Source organism: Exiguobacterium artemiae 255-15 (assembly GCF_000019905.1).
GTDB classification, from domain to species: Bacteria; Bacillota; Bacilli; order Exiguobacteriales; family Exiguobacteriaceae; genus Exiguobacterium_A; species Exiguobacterium_A artemiae.
In genome coordinates this window covers 1,607,414-1,621,809 of the sequence record NC_010556.1, presented here as the reverse complement: position 1 = coordinate 1,621,809, position 14,396 = coordinate 1,607,414, and the positions used below count along the sequence as shown (strand labels likewise).

Genomic DNA, 14,396 nt, shown 5'->3' with positions numbered 1-14,396 from the left:
AAAACCCCTCTTTTCTAAAAACATAAAACTTCTTTCTATAGTATAAGGTAAAAAATCCCTTATCCAAATAAAAATATGACAATTTTGTAAGGTGGAAACTGTTCGGACAGTGTCAGTTTACGAACAAGTCTGTGTTATTCTGAAAAAAAGACAAAAACAGAAAAAGGACGTGACCCCCATCGAACGAATCGAAATGTCAATTCATCGCGGATTAGTGGAGTTAAAAAATTTGGATAAACGGATTCAAAAAGCACAGGCGAAAGCGTTTATCGGTGTGCAGAACGGCAGTCAGGCGCCGGCGGGATATCCTTCAGTCGCGACGTTTGCGGAAGAAGCGAAAGCCAACCTGCAGTCGATTCGGGATTTGATGGAAAGGCGGAACCGGATTAAGTCTGCCATCACGGCATCGAATGCTGTAACGGTCGTCCGGATTAACGGCCGTGAGATGACCGTTGCGGAGGCGATTGACCGGCGGGATGCCGGGCTTGTCTATGAACGGCAACTGTTGCAGACATTACGGGAGCAACTCCTGCAAGTCGAACAGACCATCGAGACAGAGCGGCAAGATATCGTACGGCGGGCAGACAGCCACATCGAGGCAACGTACGGTTCCCGGGAAAAAGGGAATGCGGACGAGATGGAAAAATCACGTCGACTGTTCATCGAGCGCCTGGAGCCGAAGTTGATTGATCCGTCGAACTTGCGCCAGGTCATCGCTGAACTGGATGAGACGATCGATACCTTTGAAACGGAAGTGGACTTTACATTGTCGGAAAGCAATACCGTAACGAAAATTTTTGCGTAAGAATCATACCCCTGTTAGTCTGATATTCCTGCGACCAAACACGCCTGTTTTGTGCGATAACAAAACAATCCGTGCTTCGGCACCTCACATCGGTTCCACTGAGAACCGGAAGTGAAAGTTCAATGTTCACAGCTCAAGGAACAACGAACAAAGGTGAACGCTCAGAGCATGAAAGCTAAACCATCAACGAGCAAAGAGTGATTAAATCCACGATTAAACGGGATAAGAGAGGGCTTGTTTGTTGCCTCTGGGAGTACCGCGTGGCTGGGCTGACAGGGAACCTACATATAAAAACGTTAACCGGAAAGGATGGAGAGATATGCTGAATCTGTATTTGACTTTGCTTGACATGCCGAGCCTCGCGCTTGCAGCACTTGTCATCGGCCTTGTTTTAACCATGAAGTACGGACGGCTGTTCGTCCGTCGGGATATTCCGGGATCCAGTAAACGAATAGCAGCTGTTCTGTATACGGGCTGTCTGTTCGGTTTGGGCATTATCGTCCTGTTGTATACTTGACGCACGAACCTTTTTTGATCGGTGTCATCCGTTTCAAAGAAGGTTTTTTTGATTTCGGCACGAAGGACATAGAAACAGATCTGCCAGTTGAAGTTGAAGTGAAAAAAGGAGGAAGGGAAGATGGATGGCTTATTAAAACGCCGAATCGGAGCGGGCGTCGTCGATGTCCTTGTCCAGGGAATTGTGTCCGGTGTCCTGGAAAAAACTTTGTTAAAGCGCGTTAAAAACAAAACAGTACATGCACTGATTACGGAACCGGCCGTTAACTGTTTCATCGAGACGGTCCAATTGTCGACGGGGAGCGGGCAAACCGTCGGACAACGCCTGTTTCGGATTCAAGTCGTCAGTGAGAACGGACAACCGCTTGCCGTAAAACAGATTGCGAAGCGGATTGTATACCGGGAAACGATTGCCCCGATCAAGACATGGAAAAACCGGAAAGTATATCTGCGAGACGGATCGATTCTGCCGGAGGATGAATTTGCCGGAACCCGGGTCATCCGGAAAATCAACTAGGTTTGCGGGTGGACCCGTAAAACAAATCAAACGGAGGAGGATGACAGACGCACAGTCTGCTGTCCTCCTCTTGCTGTGAAATCAATACGTCGTGCTAAACGAATAAGTCGTCTCGTGAAAGTAGGGAATTGAACCGCGGATGAGAGATGACAGCAGGAAATCCGTTGAATCAAAACAAATACCGGAGAAGGACGTGTCGGTATGATGCGCTGCTGCAGACAACACAAAGCCGGATTGGGAAGTTTCGATTGTCATCCAGCGCCCGCTTACGGCTTCATGAACAGAGATGACCGGTTGTTCATGAAGTAAAAAATAGGTATCGGCAGGAGGCCTTGAAATCATCTTGTCTAAAAAGAAATGGTGCAGACGACGCCCTAACCGAAAATCAAAGGGGGTCCCTTTCGTCTGTTGCAAGCAGGGATTCATCGACAACGCCGGTACGGGGTGGATGAAACAAGAACTGGCAAACTTTAAATCATGTTGTGTAATACTAGCTTTTAAATTACCGCTTAGGTTAAAGAAAATCGGAAGCGCCAAAGAGAGGCGAAGAGGCTGGTTGGTCGTCGCTGCATAACGGAGAATCAATTGATTGTTGTTAGTCAGCACATAAAGCATGTCGATTGCGATCACCTGTCCATTGACAGCGATTTCCGCCGACAGACGAAGTCCGGATTCTTGTGTTGTCGAAAACGGTTCAGCTGTGAATGAAAGCTGATGTAATGACAGATCGATTTCGTGAACGGAACCGGATGACGTATCATACAACCGGCCGGATAAACCGCGAGGAATCGTAGGAACCGTTACCAAAGAACAGTCAAACATAATATCTTCCGGATGCCCATTCCGGTCAGGCACGATCAAACGTTCAATGCTTCCTCCTTTGCTTGAAATCTCGACTTCCATTCCCCGATCATTTTTCACACAATATCGTGTCGACCGGTCTTGTTGTAGATTCATCCGGACCTGCAATTTCTTTCCTCCTCTTTTCGTATGAAATAAAACGCTTTTTAACGGTATAATACAAATACAACTATTAACCATTCAATGAGTAAAATTATTTCCTCTCATTTTACCATATGTTAAAATTTAAAAAATTAAAATTTACTAAATTGTTTTACTTAAAATAATTCAAAAAAGAGGCGGATGTATGATGGCGACGATCAAAGATATTGCAAAAGAAGTGGGTTGTTCGATTTCGACGGTATCCCGCGTATTGAATAACGACCCGACGTTATCAGTGGGTGACGAGACAAGATCCCGGATTTTTGAAGTGGCGGAAGAAATCGGATACCGGAAAAAAACATTAAAAACACTCGTGAAGAACATCGCGTTTTTATATTGGCTGACCGATAACGAAGAGCTCGAAGACGTCTATTTTCAAACGATGCGGGTGGAAATCGAAAAAAAAGCACGGGAAAATAACATCGAATTGACGACCTACAAACTCGAAGGCGGGATTGAAAAAATCCCGCTGGATATTGATGGATTCATTGCTGTCGGTTCATTCATGAACCGTGAGTTGGAGTATTTGAGAGAATTGACACCACATGGCGTATTCATCGACTCGACACCTGATCCCGCACATTACGATTCGGTTCGTCCGGATCTTGCACAAATCACCCGTCAGGCAGTTGAAGTGCTAGTGGAGCAAGGTCATGAAAAGATTGGGTTTATCGGCGGCACGTACCATAATCTTGATACGGATGCGGAAGAGATGGATGGACGGGAGCGGGCGTTTCGGCAAACGATGGAGGAACGTGACTTGTTACGGGAAGACTTCATCTTTTGCCGGCGGGGATTTTCGGTCGACAATGGGCATTACTTAATGAATCAGGCTGTCGAACAACTCGGGGAAGAGTTGCCGACAGCGTTTTATGTAGCGGCGGATCCGATTGCAGTCGGTTGTTTGCAAGTCTTGAACGAGCAACAGATCGAGATTCCGAAACGGGTTAGTCTGATCAGTGTCAATGATACAAGTATTTCGAAATATGTGTCGCCGCCTCTGACGACGTTTCATATTGACCTCGAGGAGATTTGTCAAAATGCGATTCAACTTTTACTAGAACGTGTGTTAAAGAAACGAAATATCGTCAAAACGGTCTATATCGGTGCAGAATTGATTACTCGGAAAAGCACTTTGTAAATAAATTTAGTAAAATTTTTTACTAAATTTATTTACAAAGTTTTCTTGTGGTGCTATATTTTGATTATTAAAGCGCTTACAAAAAGTGTTCTAATCTTTTCATAATATGATCCACAGGAGGAAAAAGAAGATGAAAAAAACCATTACATATATGACAGTCCTGAGTAGTCTGGCATTGACAGCCTCGCTCGCGGCGTGTGGTCCCGGGGAAGAAGCGCAGGGAAACAAGGAACAATCATCAAATAAAGAAGCGAAGCTGATCGTCTGGGAAGACATTGAAAAAGGCGAAGGAATCAAAGACATCGTTTCAAAATTCGAACAGGACAACGATGTCGACGTACAGGTCATCGAAAAACCGTACGCTAAGCAAATCGAGGATTTACGATTAGATGGTCCGGCTGGTACAGGTCCTGATTTGTTGACGATGCCGGGGGATCAGATTGGCACAGCGGTAACGGAAGGAATCATCAAAGAGATGAATGTCCCGGAAGAGGTCCAGTCGATTTATACCGATGTTGCCCTTGATTCGCAAAAAGTGAACGGAAAACTCTACGGTGTCCCGAAAGCGGTGGAAACGACGGTTTTATACTACAACAAAAAACTGGTCTCAGAAGACAAGCTACCGAAAACACTGGAAGAATGGTACGCCTTATCGAAAAAAACGACAACTGGGCAATCGTTCGGGTTCCTCGCTTTATTTGATCAAATCTATTATGCCCAAAGTGTCTTAAGTGGATATGGCGGTTATATTTTCAAACAAGATAATCAAGGAAAATACCAGACAAAAGAAGTCGGTCTTGCGAATACCGGAGCCATCAAAGGTGCGTCCTATATTCAAAAGTTCTATAAGGAAAAATTATTCCCGGCAGGTATCATCGGGGAGCAGGGCATCAATGTTTTGGAATCCTTGTTTACGGAAGGGAAGGCAGCCGCCATCATCTCCGGTCCCTGGAATGTCGAGCCCTTTACGAAAGCGGGCATTGATTTCGGAATTACGAAACTGCCGGAATTGGAAAACGGAAAAAACATGAGTTCCTTCATCGGTGTCAAAAGTTATAATGTCAGCACTTACTCCAAACAGTCGGAAATGGCGAACAAGCTAGCGCTTTACCTGACGAATGCAGAAAACTCGAAAAAGCGTTTTGAAATCACAAAAGAAGTCCCGGCCGTCAGTGCGTTGGCAGAAGATCCTGCCGTCACAAAAAGTCCAGCCGCACAGGCAGTCGCCGAACAATCGAAATTTTCCGAATTGACACCGAACATCCCTGAAATGAATGAAGTCTGGAAGCCGGTCGATGCCGCCCTTCAAACGATTGCGACCGGAAAAGCTGAACCGGCAGCCGCGATGAAGCAGGCCGTCAAAACGATCGACGGGCAAATCGAAGCGAAACACGGAGCGAAGTAAGAACGCTTCATATGATACGACCAGACAGTCAGAGATTCTAGTAAAGAGGTGAAGGACGTGCAGCACCGGAAAATTGGATTGATGTTATCGATCATTCCAGGACTTGGCCAATTGTATCACCGGCAATGGATGAAAGGCGGACTCCTGCTTATAGTCAGCATTGCTTTTTGGATTACGTTCGCCGACTTGCTCAATATGGGATTATGGGGAATCGTGACGCTAGGAACGGAAGTCCCGCGCGACAACTCGATTTTTCTGTTGGCGCAAGGCATCATTGCCATCATCGTCTTGTTGTTTGGGACAGGAGTCTATGTGTTTAATTTACGCGATTCCTACCGCAATGGACAAAAGCGGGATCAAGGGATGCGGCCGGATTCGCTGTTATCGGATTATCGGAATTTGATCAATCAGGGATATCCCTATCTGGTCAGTGGTCCGTCCTTGTTTCTGTTGATTTTTGCCGTAATTTTTCCGATCTTATTCAGTTTCGCCTTGGCATTCACAAATTATGATTTATATCATTCTCCGCCTGCGAAACTGGCGGATTGGGTCGGATTTTCTACTTTTGCTCAAATTTTCACAGTTGATATTTGGCGATCGACGTTCTTTGATGTCTTGTCTTGGACTGTAGTCTGGACCTTGGTCGCCTCGACGTTACAAGTGTCGCTCGGTATCCTGATGGCAGTCCTCGTTAACCAAAAAGAGGTCCGGTTCAAACGGGTCATTCGGACGATTTTTGTCCTGCCGTGGGCGGTTCCGGGATTTGTGACGATTCTTGTTTTTGCCGGTCTCTTTAATGACAGTTTTGGGGCCGTCAACATGGATCTGCTGTCTCTGTTCGGTCTTGATCCGGTCCCATGGTTAACAGATGAGAAGTGGACACGGGTCGCGCTCGTCTTCATGCAGGGATGGCTTGGATTCCCGTATGTCTTTTTAGTGACGACGGGTGTGTTGCAATCGATTCCGGAAGATTTATATGAAGCGGCAACGATTGACGGTGCCTCGATGTTTGCAAAGTTCCGGCACATCACGATGCCGATGGTGCTGATTGCGATGTCGCCGATCATCATCACCCAGTTCACCTTTAACTTCAATAACTTTAATATCATTTATCTCTTTAACGGCGGCGGACCGTCCGTGCCGGGTTCGAATGCCGGCGGAACGGACATCCTCGTCTCCTGGATTTATAAATTGACGATGCAGTCCGGTCAATATGCGTTAGCGGCCGCGTTGACGATCTTACTGTCGATTTTTGTCATCGGCATTGCCTTATGGCAGTTCAGACGAACAAATGCATTTAAGGAAGGAGCGTGATCAAGATGGTGACACGGAACAAAACGCGGACGGTTCGCCTGACGCTGACCTATTTGATTCTGCTGTTCGTTGCGACCTGTATCATCTATCCGCTCCTGTGGACGATCGGTGCGAGTTTTAATCCGGGCAACAGTTTAGTCAGCACATCAATCATCCCGAAAAATCCGACACTGGATCATTACCGGGAATTGTTTGCCGGAAAAGAAAGTCTGCAATACAGTCACTGGTATATGAATTCGTTAAAAATCAGTCTCTTTACGATGCTCGGGACGATCGTCAGCGTTTCCTTTACGGCCTATGCCTTTTCGCGCTTCCGTTTTAAAGGACGTCAGCAGGCCTTAACGCTGTTTTTGCTGTTACAGATGATTCCGCAGTTTTCCGCCTTGATTGCCCTGTTCGTCCTGGCCCAGATGCTTGGCATGATGAACAGTCACTGGCTGCTGATTCTGTTGTATATCGGCGGTCAGATTCCGATGAACACCTATTTGATGAAAGGATACATGGATTCGATTCCGGTCGATCTCGATGAAAGTGCCAAACTCGACGGCGCCGGTCATACACGGATTTTCATCCAAATTATTTTACCGCTCTGTCGGCCGATGCTTGCCGTGGTCGCGATGAACGGATTTACGGGCCCGCTCGGGGACTTCGTGCTCGCTTCGACGATTTTACGGACGCAGGAAGCGTATACGTTACCGATCGGTCTGTTTAATCTCGTCAACGAAGCGATGGGTGCAAGTTATACGACGTTTGCTGCCGGGGCGATTTTAATCAGCATCCCGGTTGCCGTTCTGTTTGTCCTGCTGCAAAAACATTTTGTGTCCGGGCTAACGGCAGGGGGAACAAAAGGGTAAGAGAGATAGAGAAACGAAATAGAGGATTAAGGGAGAGGCTTAAAAAATGAGGCAAACGATTTATACGACAAAAGCGAGACATCTGTTGCACGGCGGGGACTATAATCCGGATCAATGGCTCGACGTACCGGACGTCTTACAGGAAGATTTACGGTTAATGCGTCTTGCGCATACGAATACGTATTCCATCGGCATCTTTGCCTGGAGTGCGCTCGAACCGACCGAAAATCAGTTCACGTTCGACTGGCTTGACCGGATTATTGACGATATTCACGCAAACGGCGGACAGGTAATTTTGGCGACACCAAGCGGGGCACGTCCGGCCTGGCTGTCGCAAACGTATCCGCAAGTGTTACGTGTCGACGAGCACCGTATCAGACAGTTGCACGGCGGGCGTCATAATCACTGTCTGACGTCTCCGGTCTACCGTGAAAAAACACAACGGATCAACCGCTTATTGGCCGAACGGTACGGGAATCATCCGGCACTGCTGATGTGGCATGTTTCGAACGAATACGGTGGCGAGTGCCATTGTCCGCTTTGTCAGGCAGCCTTTCGCGACTGGCTGAAAGTGAAGTATGAGACGCTCGATGCACTGAATGCTTCCTGGTGGAGTGCCTTTTGGAGTCATACGTTTGACGACTGGTCGCAAATCGAGTCGCCATCACCGATCGGCGAAAGCATGGTCCATGGTCTGAATCTCGACTGGAAACGGTTTGTGACCGATCAGACGATTTCGTTTTTTGAGCAGGAAAGTGTTCCCCTGCGCGAGTTGACACCCAATCTTCCGATCACGACCAATTTCATGGCAGATACGGAAGACCTGATTCCATTCCAGGCCCTTGACTACAGTCGATTCGCGAAACACGTCGATGTCGTCAGTTGGGATGCCTATCCGACCTGGCACAATGACTGGGAAACGACGGCCAATTTAGCGATGAAGGTCGGGTTCATCAATGACTTGTTCCGGAGTTTAAAGCAACAACCGTTCCTCTTGATGGAATCGACGCCGAGTGCTGTCAACTGGCATCCCGTCAACAAAGCGAAACGTCCGGGCATGCACCTGTTGTCCTCGTTGCAAATGATTGCCCACGGTTCCGACAGCGTGCTGTACTTCCAGTGGCGGAAATCCCGCGGCTCGTCAGAAAAGTTTCACGGGGCGGTCGTCGACCATGACCGGTCGGAAGAAAATCGGGTCTTTCAAGAAGTCGCCCACGTCGGACAAACGCTGGAGCAACTCGACGCCGTCGTCGGTACGACGCGTCCCGCAGAGGTCGGGATTCTTTACGACTGGGAAAATAACTGGGCATTAAATGATGCGCAAGGGTTCGCAAACGACACGAAACAGTATCCGCAAACGCTGCAGGAACATTATCGTTTCTTTTACGAACAGGATATTCCGGTCGATGTCATCACGAAAGAACAGCCATTTGATGCTTACAAACTGTTAATTGTGCCGATGCTGTATTTGGTCAGTCGGACGACGCTGCGGCAGTTGCAACAATTCGTCGAACAGGGCGGTACGGTAGTTGCGACGTACATGACGGGTCTGGTCGATGAATATGATTTGGCGTATGCCGGATGGCCGGAAGAACTGCAGACAATCTTTGGTCTGAGACCGGCGGAAACAGATACACTGTACCCAAGCGATCGAAATCACGTGATGTTTAACGGGAAACAGTATGAACTGCAGGATTATGCGACGGTTATCGAGGTTGAGCACGCGGAAATCGTCGGCCGCTATACGGACGACTTTTATCGACAGGCGCCGGCCGTGACGAAACATCAGCTGGGACAAGGCGAAGCCTGGTATATCGGCGGACGACTCGAGGCAACGTTTCAACGTGACATGTATGCGATGTTAACGGATCGGTTAAACATCAAGGCATCTTTCGACACGACGCATACGGCAGAAGTATCGATTCAAGTGCGACGTGGACAGGAGGCGGACTACGGGTTCATCCTGAATTTTTCCGAAGTCGAGCAAACGGTTGAACTGTTCGAGCCGTTGCTTGAGTCTGCAACACAAACGGAAATCAGCGGTCAGCTGATGCTTAAACCGTATGAAGTCAAGATCGTTGAACGGAAGAAAACATGAATGCAATACAAAACGGCTTTTTAGACAGAGATATGTTCTGTCCGAAAAGCCGTTTTTTGGATGTGTCCGTTAAAAGGTTGTGTCCTCTTGCGGACGGCTCATCCATTCGAGCAATGTTTTAGCCGGACGCGACAGGATTGCTTGTTTTTTCCAAATCAAGTAGGTGTTGGCAGTGAGCGCCGGCGCAAGCGGAACGAAAATGAGTTCACTTCCACTTGTATTGATGATGCGATCGAGACACACGGCATGACCGATTCCTTCCTTGACGAGGAGCGAAGCATTAAACAGCAGGTTGTAGGTTCCGACGATGTGGACCGTGTCCCAGTCCAAACCGGTCCGTTCGGCAAACGTCCGGTTTCCTTGGAGTTGTTCCGAAACGATTAACGGAAGGTCCCGCAAGTCGTCTGCCATTACCGTCGCCTGTTGACCGAGCGGATGATCGCGCCGTGTCAAAATGCCCCATTGATCCGTTTGATCAAGTTTCAGGTGATGATAAGCGTTGACATCAAACGGCTCAATGACCAGTCCGAAATCAAGAATCCCTTTATCGAGCTTATCGAGGATATCTTGACCGTTCCCGCTGTGAATCCGAATCGTGACGTCCGGATGCCGCAACTGCATCTGTTTGAACGACCGGATGACCGGTAACAGGCTTTCCGTCTCGCCGCCACCGATGTAAAGTTCACCACGTAATGTTTCCTGTGCCGCGAGGTTCGTGACGATTTTATCTGCCAGCGTCACAAGTTCACGCGCCCGTTCCGCCAGATAATATCCGCTTTCTGTCAGGACGATGCCTCCCGGTGTCCGGTCGAACAACGGACCGGTTTCGTCTTCCAACCGTTGCAACTGGCGGGACAGAGCGGGCTGTGAAATCCGAAGAATCCGTGCCGCCCGGGTGATATTTTTTTCCTCGACAACTGCTAAAAAGTATCTTAATTGTTGAATTTCCATGGGGTCCTCCTATGCTTTTTGGTTATGGTATATGATTTTATATTAGCATTAGACATGGAGTGTGAATACTCGTAACCTTGTAGACAAGCAACAACTAAGAGGAGGAATACAAATGAACACACCACTAGATAAAGTCATTGTCATCATGGGCGCGTCAAGCGGGATCGGCGAAGCGACTGCACGTCTGCTCGCAGCACGCGGAGCCAAATTAATGCTCGCCGCCCGGCGGCTCGAGCGGTTAGAAGCCATTCGGAAAGCGTATCCCGAGGCGGATATTCAAATCAAACAGGCGGACGTCACTGAGTTTGATCAAGTTGAAGCTGTCGTACAGGAAGCAAAAGCAGTCTACGGCCGGATTGATGTTCTCTTCAACAACGCCGGTATCATGCCGACTGCTCCACTTGCGGCTGGACACCGGGAGGACTGGAAAAACATGCTCGACATCAACGTGATGGGCGTCTTGAACGGAATTGCCGCGACACTGCCGATTATGGAACAGCAACAGGCCGGGTATATCATTGCGACAGATTCGGTCGCGGGACATATTGTTTATCCGGAATCAGCCGTCTATTGCGGGACGAAGTTTGCCGTCCGGGCAATTATGGAAGGATTACGTCAGGAGCAACGCGAAAATAATGTCAAATCGACGATTATTTCACCGGGTGCCGTCCAAACGGAACTCTATACGACGATCCGGGATCAGGCAACAGGCGAGTCGCTCCGGCAAGCGCAACAAGAGTGGGGATTGACAAGCGAAGATGTCGCGCAAGCCGTCCTATATGCCATTGATACACCGGACCGGGTCTCAATCAGTAACTTAATCATCCGGCCGACACAACAACAAGTGTGATACTGATGGAATCATCATCACTTCTTCAACAGATTCAAAATCGACTGATTGAGGCGGACGATCCCCTGCTCGAGCAGATTCATGCCGTACAGCGGGACGGAGAGCGGCTGCTCCACCGGTTGAATCAGCAGTTGTTGTCACCAATGGAGTTTCGCGAGACGCTGGGTGAACTGATTGGTCAGCCCGTTGATGAGAGTGTGGTCGTCTTACCCCCGTTTTATACAGACTTCGGGCGACATATCTCACTCGGGACAGACATCTTCATCAATCGTGGAGTCATGTTGACGGATCTCGGTTCAATTCAAATCGATGATCACGTGCTGATCGGTCCGTTTGCGAAGCTGTTGACCGTCAATCATCCCGTCAGTCCGTCCGAGCGACGGGGACTGTCCGTCAAACCGATTCATCTGAAAGGAAATGCCTGGATTGGAGCGGGGGCAACGATCCTGCCAGGTGTCACGATCGGCGAGAATGCAATCGTTGCGGCGGACGCGACCGTGACGAAAGATGTGCCGGACTTGGCGATTGTCGCCGGAACCCCGGCGCGGATCATCCGTTATATCAATGAATCGGAGGACTGATATGAAGCGTCGAGTCGGGGCTGTCATCGTTCTCCTTTCGCTTGGACTGGCAGGTTGCAGTCCGGCGGTTCCGGTTTCGACCGAAGTCACACAAGAAATTAAAGAGAGTGCTATCATGAACATCACGATCAACGGTCAGGTTGCTTCCGTTCAACTGGAAGATAACGCGACGACAAAAGCAATACTTGCAGAAATGCCGTTTACGATTCAGATGGATGATTTACATCAGAATGAGAAATACTATTATTTCGACAAGTCGTTTCCAACGCAGCCCCAAGCAATCCAGTCGATTGAAGCCGGAGACGTGCTGCTGTATCAAAATAACTGTCTGGTGATCTTTTATCAAGCGGTTGAACCGGTTGTTCCGTATACGCGGATTGGAAAAATCCATTATTTTCAGGATATCCGGGCATCGTTCGGAAACGATTCCGTTTCCGTGCAGTGGTATGAAGGAGAGGGAGGACAATTATGACAAAATCGAAGATACCTGTAGAACATCCTTTTGAGCGGGGAGAAAAAAATGAAGCCTTTGCGGCGTATTTCACGGGACAAAGTTACCTGAAACCGTTAGTCGATGATTCAACGCTCGAAATTTCGGTCGGTCAGGTGACATTCGAACCGGGCTGTCGCAACCATTGGCACATTCATCGAGGAGGATACCAAATCTTACTCGTGACAGACGGAGAAGGGTGGTATCAAGAGATGGGGAAGCCGGCCCGTCTGTTGCGAAGCGGCGATACGGTCGTCACCCATGACGGCGTCAAACATTGGCACGGGGCGACGTCAGACAGCTGGTTTTCGCACCTCACCATCACGGCAGGGACTCCGGACTGGCTGGAGCCGGTTTCGGAACGGGAATATGACTTGCTGAAGGCATGAATTAAAAACGAGATCTACCTTCAGTCCGTCATCTGGACCAGAGCGTAGATCTCGTTGTCGTTTGAAGTGAAAAAATTAAAATGAACTTCCGAGTGTCCAAAAGGAATCACCCAGTTGCTGCATCAGTTCGTTGGCCCGGCTTTCAATACTTTCCGGTATCGTCGCTTGACTAAAGTAGGCCAGGTCAAGACTTTCCCCGTCAAGCATCGCCAGCGTCCCCGTGACGTTTTGGGCATGATAGAGATGAATGACACCGTGCACTTCATCGCCGTTCGGGTACTGGTAGTAAAAGCGAGGACCAGAGAAGACACCGATCAGTTCCAGTTGGTTTGTATGTAATCCAGTCTCTTCCTGCAGTTCACGGATGGCGACTTCTTCGAGCGTTTCGCCGAGTTCCATCGATCCGCCAGGCAGTCCCCAGTCGAGCGTATCGGACCGGTGTTGGAACAAAACTTCCTGCTGGTCATTCGTCACAAGGACGGTAGCGCCGACACTGATGATCGGACGACTGCCGATGAGTTGCCGTAATTCTGAGATGTATCCCATTTAAATCAATCCTTTCTTTTTCATCGTTTTGACAATATGGACGTTTACCGTGCGAATCCGCCTTCGGCATGGATGACTTGACCAGTGATCCATGCCGCGTCTTCACTGACGAGAAACGCAATCGTCCGGGCAGCGTCCTCCGGTGTCCCGATCCGTCCGAACGGAAACTGCGGTATCAGGTGGGTCCGGATGTCATCCGTCATCCAGGTCGAATCGGTTGGTCCGGGATTGAGGGCATTGACGGTAATGCCGAATGGTGCGACAGCTGACGCGAACGAAGTCGTAAAAGCCGAAACGGCTCCTTTTGTTGTCGCGTAAGCGATTTCATCCGGCATGGGTCCGAGATCCTGACCGGATGTCAAATTGACGATTCGCCCGTCCGACAAACCGGCCGCAGCAAACGTCCGCGCGAACAACGTCGACAACAGGACGGTACTTCGGACATTGACGGCGTAATGGGCATCGAGCGACGAGACGTCAAGCGTGGTGAGATCCGTTTGTGTCGAATGCGCCGCATTGTTGATCAGGACAGACGGGGTGCCGAGAGTCGAGCACGTATACGCAAGCACACGTTCTGCAGCATCCGGCGCCGACAGGTCAATTTCGAGCGCCTCGCTTTGAAAACCGTTTACCGCCAGTTCTGCTTGGAACGTCTTGATCCATTCGAGATCCGCCTTCCAATATGTAAAACAAATCGTCATCCCTTCGGCTGCGAGCTTCCGGCAAATGGCTGTGCCGATATCACGCGGGTGGCTTGCACCGGTGACGAGGGCGATCCGGGGAGTATGTGACATAACAGCGCCTCCAGTTCAACTAAGTATATGCTTGTTCATCTTACCGCTCCCGAAGGAACAACGTCTAGAGAAAAGAGGGATTTTTTTACAAAAAAGACAAGAGGTCTTAATTTTCAAGTGATATGATGGAATATGAGGTGGTC

The 14,396-nt window shown here is 48.9% G+C and carries 16 protein-coding genes; 12 read left to right on the top strand and 4 right to left on the bottom strand.

The window, feature by feature from the left end; translation table 11 throughout:
- The first annotated feature begins 229 nt into the window (after positions 1–229).
- The 3 genes from EXIG_RS08555 (at position 230) to EXIG_RS08545 (ending at position 1,838) form a co-directional block, all read left to right on the top strand.
- Entirely contained in the window at positions 230–805 is a 576-nt protein-coding gene (locus EXIG_RS08555) for a hypothetical protein (protein ID WP_234944520.1), read from the top strand.
- 319 nt (positions 806–1,124) lie between these two features.
- On the top strand, positions 1,125–1,322 hold the full coding sequence (locus EXIG_RS08550) for a hypothetical protein (RefSeq protein ID WP_012370537.1): 198 nt from the start codon (positions 1,125–1,127) through the stop codon (positions 1,320–1,322).
- Positions 1,323–1,442: 120 nt separating this feature from the next.
- A complete protein-coding gene (locus EXIG_RS08545; RefSeq protein WP_012370536.1) occupies positions 1,443–1,838 on the top strand; it encodes an RDD family protein in 396 nt (131 codons plus the stop codon).
- 81 nt (positions 1,839–1,919) lie between these two features.
- Here EXIG_RS08545 and EXIG_RS08540 read toward each other — a convergent pair whose 3' ends face one another.
- On the bottom strand, positions 1,920–2,795 hold the full coding sequence (locus EXIG_RS08540; protein ID WP_167315847.1) for an aldose epimerase family protein: 876 nt from the start codon (positions 2,793–2,795) through the stop codon (positions 1,920–1,922).
- 193 nt (positions 2,796–2,988) lie between these two features.
- Here EXIG_RS08540 and EXIG_RS08535 point away from each other — a divergent pair, with 193 nt between their 5' ends.
- From EXIG_RS08535 to EXIG_RS08515, 5 genes are all read left to right on the top strand, one after another.
- Entirely contained in the window at positions 2,989–3,981 is a 993-nt protein-coding gene (locus EXIG_RS08535) for a LacI family DNA-binding transcriptional regulator (protein WP_012370534.1), read from the top strand.
- Positions 3,982–4,111: 130 nt separating this feature from the next.
- Positions 4,112–5,386: a galactooligosaccharide ABC transporter substrate-binding protein GanS gene (gene ganS / locus EXIG_RS08530; RefSeq protein ID WP_012370533.1), complete on the top strand. Its 1,275-nt coding sequence runs from the start codon at positions 4,112–4,114 to the stop codon at positions 5,384–5,386.
- Positions 5,387–5,443: 57 nt separating this feature from the next.
- Positions 5,444–6,700 (top strand): carbohydrate ABC transporter permease, encoded by a 1,257-nt coding sequence (locus EXIG_RS08525; RefSeq protein ID WP_012370532.1) that lies wholly within the window; start codon positions 5,444–5,446, stop codon positions 6,698–6,700.
- Between the two features lie 5 nt (positions 6,701–6,705).
- On the top strand, positions 6,706–7,554 hold the full coding sequence (gene ganQ / locus EXIG_RS08520; RefSeq protein WP_012370531.1) for a galactooligosaccharide ABC transporter permease GanQ: 849 nt from the start codon (positions 6,706–6,708) through the stop codon (positions 7,552–7,554).
- A 46-nt stretch (positions 7,555–7,600) separates the two neighbouring features.
- Positions 7,601–9,652, top strand: coding sequence for a beta-galactosidase (locus EXIG_RS08515; RefSeq protein ID WP_012370530.1), 2,052 nt, complete (start codon positions 7,601–7,603; stop codon positions 9,650–9,652).
- Between the two features lie 69 nt (positions 9,653–9,721).
- Here EXIG_RS08515 and EXIG_RS08510 read toward each other — a convergent pair whose 3' ends face one another.
- Positions 9,722–10,603 (bottom strand): LysR family transcriptional regulator, encoded by an 882-nt coding sequence (locus EXIG_RS08510; RefSeq protein ID WP_012370529.1) that lies wholly within the window; start codon positions 10,601–10,603, stop codon positions 9,722–9,724.
- 112 nt (positions 10,604–10,715) lie between these two features.
- Between EXIG_RS08510 and EXIG_RS08505 the strand changes: the two genes are divergently transcribed.
- From EXIG_RS08505 to EXIG_RS08490, 4 genes are read left to right on the top strand one after another with little or no spacing between them, the layout of a single operon-like run.
- Complete coding sequence (locus EXIG_RS08505) at positions 10,716–11,453, top strand: SDR family oxidoreductase (protein ID WP_012370528.1); 738 nt, start codon at positions 10,716–10,718, stop codon at positions 11,451–11,453.
- A gap of 5 nt (positions 11,454–11,458) precedes the next feature.
- A complete protein-coding gene (locus tag EXIG_RS08500; protein WP_041261622.1) occupies positions 11,459–12,034 on the top strand; it encodes a sugar O-acetyltransferase in 576 nt (191 codons plus the stop codon).
- Position 12,035: 1 nt separating this feature from the next.
- Positions 12,036–12,506, top strand: a complete 471-nt coding sequence (locus EXIG_RS08495) for a cyclophilin-like fold protein (RefSeq protein WP_012370526.1) — start codon at positions 12,036–12,038, stop codon at positions 12,504–12,506.
- A complete protein-coding gene (locus EXIG_RS08490) occupies positions 12,503–12,913 on the top strand; it encodes a cupin domain-containing protein (RefSeq protein ID WP_012370525.1) in 411 nt (136 codons plus the stop codon). Before EXIG_RS08495 ends, EXIG_RS08490 begins: the two co-directional genes overlap by 4 nt.
- A gap of 75 nt (positions 12,914–12,988) precedes the next feature.
- On the opposite strand, the gene EXIG_RS08485 is transcribed toward EXIG_RS08490, so the two are convergent.
- Positions 12,989–13,459 (bottom strand): NUDIX hydrolase, encoded by a 471-nt coding sequence (locus EXIG_RS08485; protein ID WP_012370524.1) that lies wholly within the window; start codon positions 13,457–13,459, stop codon positions 12,989–12,991.
- A gap of 44 nt (positions 13,460–13,503) precedes the next feature.
- Complete coding sequence (locus EXIG_RS08480; protein WP_012370523.1) at positions 13,504–14,253, bottom strand: SDR family oxidoreductase; 750 nt, start codon at positions 14,251–14,253, stop codon at positions 13,504–13,506.
- Positions 14,254–14,396: the final 143 nt, after the last annotated feature.

What these genes read in the sequence shown, in the direction of transcription:
- EXIG_RS08550 (WP_012370537.1), top strand. Translation starts at nt 1,125, where the DNA reads ATGCTGAATCTGTATTTGACTTTGCTTGACATGCCGAGCCTCGCGCTT.
- EXIG_RS08545 (WP_012370536.1), top strand. Translation starts at nt 1,443, where the DNA reads ATGGATGGCTTATTAAAACGCCGAATCGGAGCGGGCGTCGTCGATGTC.
- EXIG_RS08540 (WP_167315847.1), bottom strand. Translation starts at nt 2,795, where the DNA reads ATGAATCTACAACAAGACCGGTCGACACGATATTGTGTGAAAAATGAT.
- EXIG_RS08535 (WP_012370534.1), top strand. Translation starts at nt 2,989, where the DNA reads ATGGCGACGATCAAAGATATTGCAAAAGAAGTGGGTTGTTCGATTTCG.
- ganS (WP_012370533.1), top strand. Translation starts at nt 4,112, where the DNA reads ATGAAAAAAACCATTACATATATGACAGTCCTGAGTAGTCTGGCATTG.
- ganQ (WP_012370531.1), top strand. Translation starts at nt 6,706, where the DNA reads ATGGTGACACGGAACAAAACGCGGACGGTTCGCCTGACGCTGACCTAT.
- EXIG_RS08515 (WP_012370530.1), top strand. Translation starts at nt 7,601, where the DNA reads ATGAGGCAAACGATTTATACGACAAAAGCGAGACATCTGTTGCACGGC.
- EXIG_RS08510 (WP_012370529.1), bottom strand. Translation starts at nt 10,603, where the DNA reads ATGGAAATTCAACAATTAAGATACTTTTTAGCAGTTGTCGAGGAAAAA.
- EXIG_RS08505 (WP_012370528.1), top strand. Translation starts at nt 10,716, where the DNA reads ATGAACACACCACTAGATAAAGTCATTGTCATCATGGGCGCGTCAAGC.
- EXIG_RS08500 (WP_041261622.1), top strand. Translation starts at nt 11,459, where the DNA reads ATGGAATCATCATCACTTCTTCAACAGATTCAAAATCGACTGATTGAG.
- EXIG_RS08495 (WP_012370526.1), top strand. Translation starts at nt 12,036, where the DNA reads ATGAAGCGTCGAGTCGGGGCTGTCATCGTTCTCCTTTCGCTTGGACTG.
- EXIG_RS08490 (WP_012370525.1), top strand. Translation starts at nt 12,503, where the DNA reads ATGACAAAATCGAAGATACCTGTAGAACATCCTTTTGAGCGGGGAGAA.
- EXIG_RS08485 (WP_012370524.1), bottom strand. Translation starts at nt 13,459, where the DNA reads ATGGGATACATCTCAGAATTACGGCAACTCATCGGCAGTCGTCCGATC.
- EXIG_RS08480 (WP_012370523.1), bottom strand. Translation starts at nt 14,253, where the DNA reads ATGTCACATACTCCCCGGATCGCCCTCGTCACCGGTGCAAGCCACCCG.